A 14,463-nucleotide genomic window follows, 5' to 3' on the forward strand; every position below is an offset into this window, starting at 1 on the left:
CCTCTCTGTCGATCAGATCAGTTCCTCGATGTACGAGATGCCTGACGCACCGCTGCCGTCCAGGCGGCGCCAGCTCTCGCGCAGCCGGAGCCGGCCGTCGGGAAGCCGCTCCGGGGTGGTGACGCACTCACCGGCGACCACCCGGCCGTCGGTCATCAACTGGCTGTAGGCCAGGGTCAGGGTGCCGTCCTCGGCACAGCGGCCGACGAGACGGCCACCGCGCACGGCGCCACCGGCGAACTCGGCCCAGACGAAGTCACCGGACTGGTGGTAGTGACCGATCGGGGTCCGGGTGCCGTCGGACGTCTCCGCGGCGGTGGACCGGAACCGCCGGCTGTCGTAGTTCCAGGCGCCGGCCGTCCCGGTCATCGGCCCTCCTGGTCGGCCAGGAGGTTGTAGTTGGACCGGAAGAAGTTGTCCGGGTCGAGACGTCGCTTGACCGCCTGCAACCGGGCGAACGCGTCCGCGCCGAAGGTGGCGCGGGCCCGGGCCCCGCCGCTGTCCGGGCCGTAGTTGATGTAGCCCTCGCCCCACCGGCTGTACGGCTCGGTGGCCGCGGCGATCGAGCGGGCCCAGGCGATCTGCTCGCCGTCGGCTTCGGCCGGCTCCCAGATCGCCATGCCGGTGATGTTGAAGGCGGCGTCCCGGAACGGGACGGCGGTAGGCGTCGCCGGTGCGCGGCGGACCGCGCCGTGCAGTGGCTCGATCAGCACGGTGTCGTTGAAGGGGGCCCGGAACCGCCCGTTGAGGAACCCGGCGACCAGCCGGTCGACCAGCCGGTCCGGCAGGGCCTCCACGCACCGCGCGCTCCAGTAGTGCCGCAGTCCGAACGGCAGCCGGCCGAGACAGAGCTGCATCGACACGTAGCCGCGCGTCTCCAGCCGCCAGTCCAGGACCGGCAGTGAGCGCAGGCGCTTCTCCATCGTCCGGCGGTACTCCTCGTCGGTGCCGCAGTACGCGACGCTGACCACGGCGGCGGCCTGCTGCATCGGGCCGTACCGCTCCAGCAGCAGGGTGCAGGTCAGCTCGTCCGGGGCCTCCAGCATGAGGTCGCGGAACAGGCGTACGGCCGGGGCCAGGACCCGCTCGGGGAAGGCGACGTAGCCGCCGTACACGGTGCTGACCGGGTGCAGCCGGAACCGGAACTCGCCGACGGCGCCGAAGTTGTGGCCGGCGCCGCGCATCGCCCAGTCCAGCTCGGGGTCGCCCGCCGCGTCCACGACCCGTTCCTCGCCGTCCGCGGTGACCATCCGATACGACAGCACGTTGTCGCAGGTCAGGCCGTATTTGCCCATGAGGTGGCCGATGCCGCCGCCCAGGGTGAGCCCACCCACCCCGGTGGTGTCGAAGGTGCCGCCGGTGGTGGCCAGCCCGTACGCCGAGGTGGCCAGGTCGACGTCGCTCCAGGTGGCGCCGCCGCCGACGGTGGCGGTGCCGGTGGCCGGGTCGACGGCGACCCGGTTGAGCAGGCGCAGGTCGATGACGAGCCCGTCGTTGACGCTGCCGTAGCCGGCCACGTTGTGCCCGCCGCCCCGGATCGCGGTGGGGACGCCGAGATCACGGGCGGCGCGGATCGCGGCCGACAGCTCCGCGACGCTCGACGGCAGGCAGATCAGCGCCGGGCGGCGGTCGTGCATGCCGTTGAACAGCCCGCGCACTCCGTCGTACGCGGGATGGTCGCGGGTCAGGACGCGGCCCGGACAGGCCTTGGCGACGGCCTGATACAGGGTGGCGCTCATCTCTCTCCTCCGGTAGGTGCGGGCGTGCCGGCCAGCAGCCGGGCCGCGGCCTCGGCGCTGACGGCCAGCGCGGTCTTCGCGGCGCCGCCGCTGCCGCCGGCGAACGTGTACAGCGGCAGATCGGTGCCGGGCGCCCGGCGCAGCGCGAGCCGCCCGTCCGGGCTGTAGCCGTCGGCCGCCGCGACCTGGGCCGACACCGCGCCCAGGCGTACGCCGGGCAACCGTTCCCGGACCCGGCTGCGCAGCCGCGGCAGGCAGGCCGGGTCGAACCGGTCGGTGTGCGCGGGCACGTCCCAGCGGTCGGTGGGCAGGCCGAGCAGGAGCCGGCCCGGGCCGTCCGGCCGGCCGTACAGCCCGCTGGTCTCGTCGACGAACGCCGGTGGCAGCGGGCCCCGCGCCCGGCAGACGACGTACTGGACGGCTTTGGTTCGCAGGCCGGTGCCGGGCAGCAGGGCACCGGTCCAGGCGCCGGCCGCGACCACCACCACGTCGGCATCGATCCAGGTGTCGCCGGAGAGCAACTGCGGCCGGCCGGCGCCGGCGCGCACCTGGCGGACGGCCACCGGCAGCAGGACGCCGCCGCGGTCGAGCAGATCCCGCCGCACGGCGGCGGCCAGCCGGGCGGGCGAGAGGTAGCCGGCGGTGGGCTCGACCACGCCGGTGGCGCCGTCGGGCAGACCGGCCAGTCCCCACCGGGCGCGCAGCTGCGCCGGGTCGCACAGGTCGAGATGGCCGGGCCCGGCGGCCGCGGCCAGGGCCGCCGGGTCCGGGACACCCGGGCAGACGTACACCGAACCGGTCGCCCGGAAGCCCGCCCAGCCGGCGAGAACCGGGCTGCTCAGCAGCTCCGCCAGGCCGGCGGCGGCCGCTGCGGCGTTTACCGGGTCGGGCTCGAAGCAGCGGACGAGTCCACCGGAGACCGCCGTGGCGCCACCGGCCGCGGCGGCGTACAGGGTGACGCGGATCCCCCGGTACTGGGCCAGCCGCCAGGCCAGCAGGGAACCGGCGAGACCCCCGCCGATCACCGCCACGTTCATGTCGGATCCACTCCGGTGAGCACGCCCAGCAGCGCGCCGGCGGCCTCCGGGTCGGCGCCGGTGGCGCCCGGGTCCCCGGTCAGCAGGCACCGCACGCTGAGGTCCGCGGCGAAATGGCCGAACCGTAGCGCGTGGGCGGCCCGGGTCAGGCTGCCGCCGGTCAGCGACGCGGCGGTCAGCGGTCGCGGCCAGCCGTCGACCACCTGCCGGAACTGCTCCATCCGGAAGTCGCTGGCGAACTCCTGCGGCCGGTCCCAGCACAGGTAGGCGCGCACCAGCTCAGCCGGGTAGCGCGCGAGCAGGTCCTCGGCCCAGACCGCATGCTGCCGGCTGGTGGAGAACTTCTCCCCGTCCAGGGTGTAGAACTCGTTGACCACCAGCCCGGCGACCGTCTCCGGCCGTACCCCGGCGGCGGTGAGCAGTGCCGGGAAGAGCACCGCGTAGTAGAACGCGTTGTCGATGCCGAGGAACGCCCACAGCCCGCCGACCCGGTCCCAGGCCCGCACGTGCTGCTCCAGGGTGACGGCCGAGGGGTCGAAGCGCCGGCCCACGGTGTGCAGGTAGCCCAGCCCCATCTCGGCCCACACGTCCAGCCGGTGGCCGTCGTCGCCGGGCACCTCGATGCCCCAGTCGGTGGGATAGGTGAACGGGATCGTGGGCAGGCCGACGCGCAGCAGGCGATCGGTGAGCGCCCGGACCGCCGGGGGCAGCACGGCCCGCCCCCAGATCCGTTGCAGCGCCTCCCGGTGGTCGGCCAGGGGCAGGACCGGCCCCCGCACGACGGCCGTACCGCTGGGCTCGGCGCCGCACCGGGTGCAGCGCGGTTCGGTCAGCTCGGCCGCGGAGCTGAACCCGCCGCAGCCCTCGCAGGTCCCACCGCCCATCGCGGCTTTGCAGTGCGGGCACCTGCCGGACACGTACGCGTGGTGCAGGATGCCGCCGCACGGCTCGCACACCGGTACGGTCCGCTCCCGCACCGGCAGGGTCCCCTTCTCGACCAGCTCGCCGAGCAGCCGCAGCACCGCCTGCCGGTATCCCGTGTCGGTCAGTGGCTCGACGAAGACGTCGTGGTGCACGCCGACCCGGGCCAGCACGTCACGGATCCGGCCGGCGTACTCGTCGCGCAGCTCGGTGGCGGCGCGGCCGGCGGCGCGGGCGGCAGCCGGGACGTAGTTCTGGTGGTCGTCCAGCCCGCACACCGACACCACCGGCTCGCCGCGCAGGCGGGCGGCGCGCACCGCGACGTCGGCGGCCACGTACGGTCCGGCCAGGTGCCCCAGGTGCAGGGGGCCGTTCGGGGTGGGCGGCGGGGACAGCACCACAGTGACCGGCGCGGCGTCCTCGGCCGGTTCCACCGGCGGCCGCTCACCGGGCAGCCAGTAGACGCTGAGGATCTGCACCGGCTCGTCGTCGCGGGTGTTGTGGATGACGTGCCGTTCCTGCGGTTCCAGCAGCACCGCCGTGCCGGCCGGCGCCTCCACGTCGCGGCCCTCCACCACGAACCGGGCGCGCCCGCCGACGACGATCGCCAGCTCCACCTCCGCGTGCTGGTCGGGCGCGCTGCGCGAGGCCGCCGGGATGACGCACCACATCGCCTCGAACGGGAACTGCCGCGCCTGCTCGAACTGCGACCACCGTCCCACCGCTATGCCGTACTCCGCGGTGAGGTTCGAGCCGTCGACGGTGAACGAGCGCACGATGGACCTCCTGAAGGGTGCGGTGCGGGGTCGGTGTGGCCGCGTGGGCCGGACCGTGTGCAGCCTCGAGCCCCGCGGTCGAGGGGCGCTCGAAGCGTGGTTGGCGGGGTGTGCGAGCCGTGTGACGATCGCCCCATGACGACTGTGGGAGAACGCGCGGTCACGTACCGGCCCCGGGCGATCGGCGCGATCGGCGTCGAGCAGACGCCCGGCGGGTGGACGGTCAAGCACTACGGGATCTCTGCGCTGCGTGACACCCCGCCCGAGCCGGTGCGGGCGATGGGCCGCCTGGCCGTGGCCCGCAGCCTGCCGCGGGAGTTCAGCGGCGCGCTGCGCCAGGCGTACTGCGTGCTGCACGAGGACCAGGACGGCTGCTACGCCGTGGTGGGCTGGTGGAGCCCGAACCGGGTGATCCTGCACTCGCGTACCTGGCTGGCGGACTGGGACGAGCTGGCCGCGCCGCGCCCGGCGGGCGGGCACGCCACCGCCTGCGTCTGGGAGCTGCTGGTGATGGCACACGAGCGGGACGCCTGGCTGCGGCACGTGATCCGGCCGGCGCAGCCCGACCTCGACGCCTACCGTGCCGACGTGCTGGCGCCCGGCCGGTACTGATCCGGCCGGGCACGCGGCTCACAGGTAGCGGTCCCACTCCCACCGGCTGACCTGCCGGTGGTACTCGGCGAACTCGGCACGCTTGGCCTGCGCGTAGTAGTCGGCGTATTCGCCGCCGGGCACCTTGCCGAGGGCGGCCCGCAGCGCCTCGTCGGCGGCGAGAGCGTCCGCGGCGTGCAGCAGCGTCGGCGGCAACGGCCGCAGACCGGCGCGGGCCGCCTCGTCAGCGGTCAGCCGCGCCGGATCGCCCTCGACCGGCGCGCCCGGGTCCCGCTTCTGCTCCAGGCCGTCCAGCCCGGCGGCGATGATCCCGGCGGCGGCCAGGTACGGGTTCGCCGCCGCGTCGACGCAGCGCACCTCGATGCGGCCGGGCGCGGGCACCCGGACCAGGTGCGTCCGGTTGTTGCCGCCGTAGGAGGCGTAGCCGGGCGCCCAGCTCGCGCCCGAGCGGGTGGTGACGGCGCCGATCCGCTTGTACGAGTTGACCGTCGGGCTGGTCAGCGCGTGCAGCCCGGGCGCGTGGGCCAGCACACCGCCGACGAAGTGGTAGCCCTCCTCGGACAGGCCCAGGCCGTACCGGTCCGGGCCGTCGCCGGGCTCGAAGGTGGCCCGTGCGCCGTCCGGGGTGGCCAGGCTCAGGTGCAGGTGCAGCCCGCTGCCGGTGAGGTCGGTGAACGGTTTGGGCATGAAGGTGGCGATCAGGCCGTCCCGTTCGGCGGCCATCCGGGCCAGGTACCGGAACGCCACCACACGGTCGGCGGTCACCAGCGCCTCGGCGTACCCGAAGTTCTGCTCGAACTGCCCGTTGGCGTCCTCGTGGTCGTTGGAGTAATTGCCCCAGCCCCACTGGTTCATCGTGCGGCTGAGGGTGACGAGGTGATCCAGCGAGCGGGTGGCCGCGTACGCGTCGTAACACGGTGACGCGGCGGTGTCCTGCGGGTCGGCGACCCGCACCGTGCCGTCGGCGTCGCGCCGGACCAGGAAGTACTCCGGCTCGGCGCCGATCCGGGCCACCCGGTCCCGCTCGGCCAGCCGGCCCAGCTGCGCCCGCAGGATGCCGCGGGGCGAGTACGGCCACGGCTCGCCCTCGACGAACAGGTCGCACTGGATGATGCCGAGGCCGGGCCGCAGCGGCACGGGGAGGTAGGACGTGGCGTCGGGAACGGCGACGACATCCGGGTCCTGCGGTCCCTGCCCGAGACCGTCCGCCGCGTGCCCGGCGAAGCCGAGGCCGTCGCGCAACAGCTCGTCGAGGGTCTCCACCGGGGCCAGCTTCGCGCACGGTTTGCCATGGAGGTTGACGAACATGACCAGCAGATGTTCGATGCCGTCGCGCGCCAGGGCGCCGGCCAGATCGTCGGAAGCGGTGGACATGGGTTTCCTCCTCGGTTGGGAAGTCGGCAGGCGACGGTGGATCGCCGGCCGGCGGGGTCAGGCCCAGGACTCCAGGAGCCAGGCGGCCTGCACGAAGGCGTACTCGAATCGGGCCGCGACGGTGAGGTGGCGCATCAGCTCGGCCTGCTCCGCGGCGCACCGCCCGGCGCCGAATCCGGCCACCAGGCCGACGAACTCGTCGACGAGCTTGCGGTACTCGTCCCCGGGATGTGACTCGCGTACCCGCTGCTCGTAGCCGGTGCCCGGAACCACCCGCGTGACCAGGTCGTCATTGACCGCCAGCTGCAGGTAGGCGGAGGGCAACAGGGCTCCCAGCGCGGCCGCCGGCGAGGCGGCGGCGGCCGCGGCGAGGAAGCTGGTGTACGCCACGGTGGCCGGCCCGGCCTCCGGCCGTCCCCCGCCGCGGGCCGCGTCCGCCGCCGCGTTGTCGAGGCAGATCGCGGCCATCCGGGCCAGGAAGCCCGCCGCCTCGGCGCCGGGGATCGTGCTCGCCGCGCCGGCGTGCGCCCGGCCGTATGCCGGCAGCAGGTGCAGGTCCTGTCCGGCGAAGTGGTCGTACACCACGTCGGGCAGCGTCCCGTGGCGCAGGGCGTGGTAGTAGGGATGCCCGGTCAGCCGCTCGGCGGCGGCGTCCAGGGCGGCGGTCACCGTGGCACGGAAGTCGCCAGTCACGTCGTCCATGCCGGCCAGCCTGGCCCGGTGGCCTCGAGACTCGGCCGAGCCGCCCTAGCAAGACTCGAGCCCGTTGTGAGAGCGCCTTGCCACTCTCGGGCTTCCGTTACGACGAGGGGATGTACGCCATGCGGCTGTTGTTCACCACTTGGGCTTGGCCCTCGCACCTGTACGCGATGGTCCCGCTGGCCTGGGCCTGCCGCGCGGCCGGCCACGACGTGGTCGTGGCCAGCCAGCCGGCGTTGCGCCAGGCGATCGAGTCGACCGGGCTGACCGCTGTGGAGGTCGGCACCGACGTGGACGCGGCCGGGATGGTCCGCGGCTACGTGCTGCCCGCCGAGGCGGCCGGTGGGGCGGGGCTGGGCACCGCGCCCCGTACCGGCGGCGGTCCCCGGGCGCTGGCCATGGTGCTGGCCAACGCGATGTCCATGGCCGACGGCCTGCTCGACTTCGCCAAGCAGTGGCGGCCGGACGTGGTGGTGTACGACCCGACGGCGATGGCCGGTCCGGTGGTGGCCGCCGCCGCCGGGGTTCCCGCGGTCCGGCACCTGTACGGCACCGATCTCATGCAGCGGGCCCGGCGGGCGCTGCCCGAGTTGCTGGCCCCGCTGGCGGCCCGGCACGGCGTCACCTCGTTCGACCCGTACGGCACGGTGACAGTCGACCCGTGGCCGGAGTCGATGCAGCTGCCGGGCGTGGCCGGCCGCATCGGCATGGGTTACGTCCCGTTCAACGGTCCGGGCCGGATGCCGGCCGCGCTGCCGGATCGCAGCCGCCGGCCCCGGGTGCTGGTGACCTGGGGCCACACGATCGGCCGGGTGGCTCCCGAGCGGTTCCCGGTCGCGGAGGTGACGGCGGCGCTGGCCCGGGACGCGTCGGTGGTGGTGGCGGTGTCGCACCGGCAGCAGCACCTGCTCCTCGAGAAGCTGCCCGACGGCGTGACGGTGCTGGTCGACGCGCCGCTGCACCACCTGGCCGGTGAATGCGACCTGGTGGTGTCGCACGGCGGGGCGGGCACCGTGCTGACCGCGCTGCACGCGGGCACCCCGCTGCTGCTGGTCCCGCAGCTGCCGGACCACGCCGGGCATGCCGCGCGGGTGCTGGCTCGCGGCGTGGGCCAGGTGCTCACCTATGACGAGATGACCGGCGACCGGCTGCGCGCCGAGGCCGCCGCGCTGCTGTCCGGCGACGCGGGGACCGCTGCCGCGCAGGTGCGGGCGGAGATGCTCGAGGAGAAGCCGCCCGCGGCGATCGCCGCCGGCCTGCCGGATCTGCTGGCCTGACGGTCCGCCAGGGATGTTGGTCCGGTCTTCGTCCACCGCATGGACCCAGCCATGACATGGCCATTCATTTCATGGTCAGGCAATGGCCGGGTCCGGCCTGGACCGCCGTCCCCGGCGCCGCGCTCGAACCAGGCGGCCCGGGTCCGCTGAGAGAACGCCTGCCGTTACCAGACGGCCGGCAACGCGGCGACCACGTATCCGACGAGCAGGGGGCTGATCGGCACCTGCTCGGCGGGTACCGCCAGCCGCAGCGTGGGCGGCAGCATCCGCAGGGCGTGCCCGATCGCCTCCTCCATCTCCAGGCGGGCGAGCGGCGCGCCGATGCAGTAGTGGATGCCCATGCCGAAGGCGTAGTGCGCATTGAGGTTCTGCCGGTCGATGTCGATGATCTCCGGGTCGGCGAAGAGGTCGTCGTCGTGGTTGGCCGAGCCCAGCGAGGCCAGCACGGTGTCGCCGGCCCGGATGGTGACACCGCCCAGCTCGACGTCCGCGAGGGCGACCCGGGGCAGCGCGCCGAGCGAGTTGAACGGGTTGTAGCGCAGGATCTCCTCGATCGCCTGCGGCACCAGCTCGGGCTGTTCCCGGAGCCGGTCAGCGAGCCCGGGGCGGGTGAGCAGGTGGAACAGGATGGTCGTCACCGCGTTGGCGGTACTGCGGTGCCCGGCGGTCACCAGCAGCAGCACCATGTGGATCAGCTCGTCCTCGGTCAGCCGGCCCTCGTCGTCGTGCGCGGTGAGCAGCGCACCGATCACCCCGCGAGGGGTATCCTCACGGCGCGCGTCGGCGATGACCTCCCGCAGGTACGCGAAGAGTTTCTCGAAGGGGTCGCCGCCGTCCGCACGGCGCGAGTTGAACAGCACGGGCGTCCACACGTGCAGCGGGCCGCTGTCCGCCCGCGGGATGCCGAGCAGCTCGAAGATCCCCGTGGTGGAGTACGGCAGCGCGAAGTCGGCGAGCAGGTCGGCCTGCCCCTCCCGCTCGAGCACCGCGGTCAGCAGACGGTGCGCCTCGGCTCGCATGACCGGCCGCAGTTCCTCCAGCCGGGTGCGGGTGAACGCCCGGGACACCATCCGCCGCAGGCGCGTATGGTCCGGAGGGTCCATGCCGAGCATGGTCTGCGGACTCGGGCTGAAGGGGCCCAACTTGGGCGCGCCCGGAGCCTCCGCGGCGGCCCGGCTGAACCGCTGATCACTGAGTACGGCGCGGACGTCCGCGTGCCGGGTGACCAGCCACACCGGGTCGCCGGCGGGCAGCACCACGCGGGCCACCGGCTCCTGTTCCCGGAACTTGGCGAACTGTGGTGACATCTGGACGCCGTCGAAGGCGAACGGAAAATCCATCGGAGTTCCCCCATATCTTCCCGGATCGTCGTACACCGTGTGTCAGGCAACGGAGCCATGGTCGGGCGCAGGTGGAGGATGCCTCGAAGACGTGGGTCGACCGGTTCTGGACGGCACCTCGAACCCGGTGGCATGGACTCGGCGGCCATGAGCCAACTGGTCGGTCACGTCACCTTCAGCACCGACACCATGCGCGGGGTGGAGCACGGCATGCTGGCCGCCGCCCCCGGAGCGGGTGCCGGCCGGTTCTGGTCGGGCCGGCACGCGGTCGTCGGACTGCGCGCGGCCCGCGCGCCGGCCGCCGGCCGCCCGGACCGGCCCGGTCTGGTCGCCGCGCTGCTCGGCCGCTGCGCCGCCGGGCCGGGGACGCTCACCGACGACCCGGACACCGTCCTGGACGCGTGCGCGGACGGCCCGGACACGCTGCCCGGGAGTTTGGACGGCGACTACGCGCTCGCGGTCTGGGACGAATCGCGCCGGCAACTCACGCTGGTCCGCGACGCGCTCGGCACCCGGCCCCTCTACTACCACCGCACGGACGACGGCGTCGTGTTCGCCTCCTGCCTGGCCGCGCTGCTGGCCCACCCGCGGGTACCGGTCCGGCTCGGCCTCGACGGGCTCCGGCAGGCGCTGGCCGGGATCGCGGTGCCGGGCGCGACTCCCTACGAGGGAGTGCGGGAGGTCCCGGCGGGGCATGCGGTGCGCTTCGGGCGTGACGGCGTGTCATGGCGGCGGCATTGGCGGCCGGATGCGAGCGCCGGGCACACCGACGACCTGGCGACCACCGTACGACGGACCCGGGAGCTGCTGGAGCGGGCCGTCGAACGGCGTACCGGTGACGGTCCGGTGGCCGCGCTGGTCTCCGGCGGCCTGGACTCCAGCACCCTCGCCGCGCTGCACGCCCGCCACCGGTCCGGGCCGATCACGACGTTCGCCGTCGACTATCCCGGCTACGAGGACGGGTACGAGCCGCACATCGCCCGCCCGGACCCGGACACCCCGTACGTCCGGGACATGGTCGCGCACCTGGGCGCCCGGCACACCGACGTGCTGCTGAAGCCAGCCGATCTGACCGGCGGCGAACTGTGGGAGACGCTCGTCGGCCTGATCGAGGCGCCCACCGTGCTGGCCGACGTGGAACCGTCGATGCTGCTGCTCTACCGGCGGGTCGCCGAGGCGAGCGGGGCCGTCCTCGGCGGCGAGGGCGCCGACGAACTGTTCGGCGGCTTCCCGTGGTTCCACCATCCGCAGTGGGCGACCGCGCCCGGTTTCCCCTGGGCGCCCACCACGGACCTGGTCGTCGGCACCCTCTTCGGCCGGGCCTCGGCCGCTCTCGACGTGCCGGGCTTCCGCGACCAGGAGTACCGGCGGGCCGTGGCGGAGTTCGCCGGCGACCCGCACACCGACCGGATGCGGCTGGTGATCCAGCTGTTCCTCACCCGGTTCCTGCCCGAGCAACTGGAACGCGCGCACCGGTTCGGGGCCGCGACCGGCCTCGACGTGCGTACCCCGTTCTGCGACCGAGCGCTCGTCGACTACGTGTTCGCGGTGCCGTGGGCGGTGCACACCGCCGACGGCCGGGAGAAGACGCTGCTGCGGGCGGCGGCGCGGGACCTGCTGCCGGCCTCGGTCCGCGGACGGCGCAAGTCCGGGTATCCGTTGACCCGCGACGCCGCATACGATCACACGCTGCGCACCGCGGTGCGCCGGCTCTGCGCCGATCCCGGCGAACCGGTGCACCCGCTGCTGGACGACCGGGCGGTGGACGCGCCCCGGCTGAGCCGCAACGAGATGGAGCTGGCCCTGCGCCTCAACGGCTGGCTCAAGCGCCGGCGCCTGCAGGTGCCCTCGAGCATCGTTTGAGCCGGTGTGGTGACGCTGGCGACCATGACGGTTGTCGTGACCGGGGGTACTCGGGGAGTCGGATACGCGCTCGCGCGGGCCTTCGCGGCGGCGGGCCAGCGAGTGGTCATCTGCGGGCGGGACGAGCACGTTGCGCGGGCCGCCGCGGCCCGGATCGGGTCCGGCGCGGTCGGCACGGCCGCGGACGTGACCCGTCGTACGGACGTCGAGCGGCTCTGGGAACGCGCGACCGGGGAGTTCGGCGCCGTGGACCACTGGGTGAACAACGCCGGCGCGGGAATGCGCCCGCGGCTGCTGTGGGAGGCACCGGCGGAGGGCGTCACCGAGGTGATCGCCGTAAATCTCCTCGGTTCCCTGCACGGCAGCGCGGTGGCGATCGCCGGCATGCTGCGGCAGGGGCACGGCTTCGTCTGGAACACCCTCGGGTTCGGCAGCAACGCCCGCGTCTCCCGGGGGATGGCCGCCTACGGATGTTCCAAGCGCGCGCTGGACTACCTGCACCGGGCGTTGCTGCTGGAGACCGACGGCACCCCCGTACGGGTCGGGCTCGTCGATCCCGGCCTGGTCCTCACCGACCTGGTGGTGGACACCGGCATCGCCACCGACGAACTGCGCGGGCGCCGGCAGCAGTGGTATTACCGGGTGCTGGCCGACCCGGTCGACGTGGTCGCCCCGTGGCTGGCACGCCGCATGCTCGCCGCCAGCCGCACCGACGCCAGGGTCCTGCGGCTGACCCCGGTCCGGGCGGTGCGCCGGCTCGCCGGCGCCGCCGTCCGGGAGCGGTTCAGCGCCGCTCGGGCGTGAGGAACAGCCCCTCCGGTTTCAGGGTGAGCAGCTCCCGCACCCGCAGCCGGTAGCCGGGCCGCGGCCGCAGGTCGTAGCGGCGGATCAGCATGGCCAGCGCCAACACGCCCTCGTGGACGGCGAACTGGCGGCCGATGCAGGCGCGCATGCCGGTGCCGAACGGCATGAAGGCGTGTTTCGGGCGACGCTTGGCCGCCTCCGGCGCGAAGTGGTCCGGGTTGAACTCGTCGGCGTCCACCCCCCACACGCCGGGATCGCGCTGCAGGGCGGCGGTCAGCACCAGAACCCACTCCCCCCGGCGCAGCCGCAGGCCGTCACCGAGCGTCGTGTCCGCCCGCGCCTCCCGCGCGAACGCCGGCGCCGTGGGCCACAGCCGCAGCGACTCGTCCACGATGCGGCGCACGTAGCGCAACTTGCCGACGTGCTCGAACGCCGGGTCACCGGCGCCACAGACGGCGTCCACCTCGGCACGGGCACGGGCCAGCACGTCCGGGTGGGTGGAGAGGGAGTGCAGCGCGAAGCTCAGCATGCTCGCGGTGGTCTCGTGACCGCCGGCGAGGAAGGTGATGATCTGATGGCGGATGTTCACCTCGTCCAGCGGCGACCGCAGCATCAGCGCCAGCATGTCGTCACCGTCGCCGTCCCGGCCGCGGGTCCGGACGACCTCGTCGACCACCGCGTTCAGGTACGCGATGTCTGCCCTGTTCCGCCGGTCCGCCCGCCATCCGGTGAGGCGCCCGATCACCGGCGGCCGGAACATCGACCGCTGGGCGTACACCAGCGACCGGATCATGGCGGCGACGAACGGGTGCGGCGTGGGCCGGTCGAAGGAGTCGAACGAGTACCCGAAGCCGGTACGGCCGATGATCTCCAGGGTCAGCTTGGTCATGTCCGAGACCACGTCGGACTCGGCGCCGGCATCCCAGCGGTCCAGCAGTTCCCGGATCACCTGGACCATCGTGGCGTGGTACCCGCGCATGGCCGCCTGGCTGAACGCCGGAGTCAGCACCTGGTACGCGGCGTGCAGGTTCGGCTCGTCGTTGTACGCGGTGAACAGCCCGTCGCCGATCAGCGGCCGCAGCGCCACGATCGTCGGCGCCACGTGTTTGGCGAATCGTTTCTCGTCGACCAGCTCGGCGGCGAGGCCGGGCCCGGAGACGAAGACGACGGTCTGGTTGAAGATCTTGCGGACATAGATCGGGCCGAGCTGCCGGGCCAACCGCACGGCGTGCTCGATCTGGTGGTCCGGCGAGACACCGAGCAGATCTCCCAGCACCGGGAGGCGCCATCTCGGATGCGGCAACGGCACAGCGACGTCCATCCTCTTCCTCTTTCTCGGCGACAGCGCGACATGTCGTCAGGCGGTGGGGGCCGTCAGGTAGGACCGCGCGCGCCGGCCGGCCAGGCGCACGACCAGGTCGTCCACCAGGAAGGAGAGCGACACCGGGTGCGGCCGCTCGGCGAAGCGGCCGGGAGAACCCATCGCTCTCCTTTCCGTCGCGCGGGCGCTGCGGCCAACGTCGCGGTGACCGCTCGAGGGCTGCTGGTGCCCGGGTGGGTCGAGCCCTTTTCGAGTGCCGCGGCCGAGACTCCGGCGAGGTGCCACCCCCGGCGCCACCGGTCGGATGTTGCGGAGAAGCTCACATGTCACGACGCTTGTTCACCTCGGAGTCGGTCACCGAAGGCCACCCGGACAAGATCGCCGACCAGATCAGCGACGGCATCCTCGACGGGCTCCTGGCCGAGGACCCGAACAGCCGCGTCGCGGTGGAAACCCTGATCACCACCGGTCAGGTGCACGTAGCCGGTGAGGTCAGCACCCAGGCCTACGCCGACATCCCCAGCATCGTGCGCGACACCGTCCTCGCCATCGGCTACGACTCCTCGCACAAGGGCTTCGACGGGCTCTCCTGCGGGGTGAGCGTGTCGGTGGGCAGCCAGTCGCCGGACATCGCGCGGGGTGTCGACACCGCTCTGGAACAGCGCAGCGGCCACGCCGTGGACGCGCTCGACGCCCAAGG

14 protein-coding genes are annotated in these 14,463 nt (G+C 73.6%); 5 read left to right on the forward strand and 9 right to left on the reverse strand.

Annotation, left to right across the window (positions count from 1 at the left end; all coding sequences use genetic code 11):
• Positions 1-12: 12 nt before the first annotated feature.
• From Asi03nite_RS23035 to Asi03nite_RS23050, 4 genes are read right to left on the reverse strand one after another with little or no spacing between them, the layout of a single operon-like run.
• Entirely contained in the window at positions 13-369 is a 357-nt protein-coding gene (locus tag Asi03nite_RS23035) for an avidin-fold protein (RefSeq protein ID WP_203682513.1), read from the reverse strand.
• The gene (locus Asi03nite_RS23040) at positions 366-1,739 is read right to left on the reverse strand and encodes an FAD-binding oxidoreductase (RefSeq protein WP_203682514.1); all 1,374 of its coding nucleotides are present in this window, start codon (positions 1,737-1,739) and stop codon (positions 366-368) included. The genes Asi03nite_RS23035 and Asi03nite_RS23040 overlap by 4 nt, the downstream gene beginning before the upstream one ends.
• Positions 1,736-2,776 carry an FAD-dependent oxidoreductase gene (locus Asi03nite_RS23045; RefSeq protein ID WP_203682515.1) on the reverse strand — a complete coding sequence of 347 codons (1,041 nt, stop codon included), beginning with the start codon at positions 2,774-2,776 and terminating at the stop codon, positions 1,736-1,738. The genes Asi03nite_RS23040 and Asi03nite_RS23045 overlap by 4 nt, the downstream gene beginning before the upstream one ends.
• On the reverse strand, positions 2,773-4,473 hold the full coding sequence (locus tag Asi03nite_RS23050; protein WP_203682516.1) for a class I tRNA ligase family protein: 1,701 nt from the start codon (positions 4,471-4,473) through the stop codon (positions 2,773-2,775). The genes Asi03nite_RS23045 and Asi03nite_RS23050 overlap by 4 nt, the downstream gene beginning before the upstream one ends.
• 135 nt (positions 4,474-4,608) lie before the next feature.
• Here Asi03nite_RS23050 and Asi03nite_RS23055 point away from each other — a divergent pair, with 135 nt between their 5' ends.
• Entirely contained in the window at positions 4,609-5,085 is a 477-nt protein-coding gene (locus Asi03nite_RS23055) for a hypothetical protein (RefSeq protein ID WP_203682517.1), read from the forward strand.
• A gap of 18 nt (positions 5,086-5,103) precedes the next feature.
• On the opposite strand, the gene glnT is transcribed toward Asi03nite_RS23055, so the two are convergent.
• Both glnT and Asi03nite_RS23065 read right to left on the reverse strand, forming a co-directional pair.
• On the reverse strand, positions 5,104-6,459 hold the full coding sequence (gene glnT, locus Asi03nite_RS23060; protein ID WP_203682518.1) for a type III glutamate--ammonia ligase: 1,356 nt from the start codon (positions 6,457-6,459) through the stop codon (positions 5,104-5,106).
• Positions 6,460-6,516: 57 nt separating this feature from the next.
• Positions 6,517-7,161, reverse strand: coding sequence for a TenA family protein (locus Asi03nite_RS23065; protein ID WP_203682519.1), 645 nt, complete (start codon positions 7,159-7,161; stop codon positions 6,517-6,519).
• Between the two features lie 77 nt (positions 7,162-7,238).
• Here Asi03nite_RS23065 and Asi03nite_RS23070 point away from each other — a divergent pair, with 77 nt between their 5' ends.
• Positions 7,239-8,435: a nucleotide disphospho-sugar-binding domain-containing protein gene (locus tag Asi03nite_RS23070; protein ID WP_203682520.1), complete on the forward strand. Its 1,197-nt coding sequence runs from the start codon at positions 7,239-7,241 to the stop codon at positions 8,433-8,435.
• A gap of 164 nt (positions 8,436-8,599) precedes the next feature.
• Here Asi03nite_RS23070 and Asi03nite_RS23075 read toward each other — a convergent pair whose 3' ends face one another.
• Positions 8,600-9,775 (reverse strand): cytochrome P450, encoded by a 1,176-nt coding sequence (locus tag Asi03nite_RS23075; RefSeq protein WP_203682521.1) that lies wholly within the window; start codon positions 9,773-9,775, stop codon positions 8,600-8,602.
• A 147-nt stretch (positions 9,776-9,922) separates the two neighbouring features.
• Between Asi03nite_RS23075 and Asi03nite_RS23080 the strand changes: the two genes are divergently transcribed.
• Together Asi03nite_RS23080 and Asi03nite_RS23085 are read left to right on the forward strand one after the other, a co-directional pair.
• The gene (locus tag Asi03nite_RS23080) at positions 9,923-11,638 is read left to right on the forward strand and encodes an asparagine synthetase B family protein (RefSeq protein WP_203682522.1); all 1,716 of its coding nucleotides are present in this window, start codon (positions 9,923-9,925) and stop codon (positions 11,636-11,638) included.
• 24 nt (positions 11,639-11,662) lie between these two features.
• The gene (locus Asi03nite_RS23085) at positions 11,663-12,442 is read left to right on the forward strand and encodes an SDR family oxidoreductase (protein ID WP_203682523.1); all 780 of its coding nucleotides are present in this window, start codon (positions 11,663-11,665) and stop codon (positions 12,440-12,442) included.
• On the opposite strand, the gene Asi03nite_RS23090 is transcribed toward Asi03nite_RS23085, so the two are convergent.
• Positions 12,423-13,763, reverse strand: coding sequence for a cytochrome P450 (locus tag Asi03nite_RS23090; protein WP_203682524.1), 1,341 nt, complete (start codon positions 13,761-13,763; stop codon positions 12,423-12,425). The two genes, Asi03nite_RS23085 and Asi03nite_RS23090, sit on opposite strands and share 20 nt — an antisense overlap.
• A 36-nt stretch (positions 13,764-13,799) precedes the next feature.
• Positions 13,800-13,925, reverse strand: coding sequence for a hypothetical protein (locus Asi03nite_RS38590; RefSeq protein WP_275409494.1), 126 nt, complete (start codon positions 13,923-13,925; stop codon positions 13,800-13,802).
• A gap of 161 nt (positions 13,926-14,086) precedes the next feature.
• Between Asi03nite_RS38590 and Asi03nite_RS23095 the strand changes: the two genes are divergently transcribed.
• Positions 14,087-14,463 (forward strand): S-adenosylmethionine synthetase N-terminal domain-containing protein (locus Asi03nite_RS23095; protein ID WP_275409495.1); only part of this gene is annotated, 377 nt, incomplete at its 3' end.

The sequence above is a fragment of the Actinoplanes siamensis genome, assembly GCF_016862395.1.
Taxonomy (GTDB): Bacteria; Actinomycetota; Actinomycetes; order Mycobacteriales; family Micromonosporaceae; genus Actinoplanes; species Actinoplanes siamensis.

Excerpts from the sequence above, each read along its gene's own strand:
- Asi03nite_RS23085 (WP_203682523.1), top strand. The coding sequence starts at position 11,663 with ATGACGGTTGTCGTGACCGGGGGTACTCGGGGAGTCGGATACGCGCTC.
- Asi03nite_RS23065 (WP_203682519.1), bottom strand. The coding sequence starts at position 7,161 with ATGGACGACGTGACTGGCGACTTCCGTGCCACGGTGACCGCCGCCCTG.
- Asi03nite_RS38590 (WP_275409494.1), bottom strand. The coding sequence starts at position 13,925 with ATGGGTTCTCCCGGCCGCTTCGCCGAGCGGCCGCACCCGGTGTCGCTC.
- Asi03nite_RS23045 (WP_203682515.1), bottom strand. The coding sequence starts at position 2,776 with ATGAACGTGGCGGTGATCGGCGGGGGTCTCGCCGGTTCCCTGCTGGCC.
- Asi03nite_RS23090 (WP_203682524.1), bottom strand. The coding sequence starts at position 13,763 with ATGGACGTCGCTGTGCCGTTGCCGCATCCGAGATGGCGCCTCCCGGTG.
- Asi03nite_RS23035 (WP_203682513.1), bottom strand. The coding sequence starts at position 369 with ATGACCGGGACGGCCGGCGCCTGGAACTACGACAGCCGGCGGTTCCGG.
- Asi03nite_RS23040 (WP_203682514.1), bottom strand. The coding sequence starts at position 1,739 with ATGAGCGCCACCCTGTATCAGGCCGTCGCCAAGGCCTGTCCGGGCCGC.
- Asi03nite_RS23075 (WP_203682521.1), bottom strand. The coding sequence starts at position 9,775 with ATGGATTTTCCGTTCGCCTTCGACGGCGTCCAGATGTCACCACAGTTC.
- glnT (WP_203682518.1), bottom strand. The coding sequence starts at position 6,459 with ATGTCCACCGCTTCCGACGATCTGGCCGGCGCCCTGGCGCGCGACGGC.
- Asi03nite_RS23055 (WP_203682517.1), top strand. The coding sequence starts at position 4,609 with ATGACGACTGTGGGAGAACGCGCGGTCACGTACCGGCCCCGGGCGATC.
- Asi03nite_RS23080 (WP_203682522.1), top strand. The coding sequence starts at position 9,923 with ATGAGCCAACTGGTCGGTCACGTCACCTTCAGCACCGACACCATGCGC.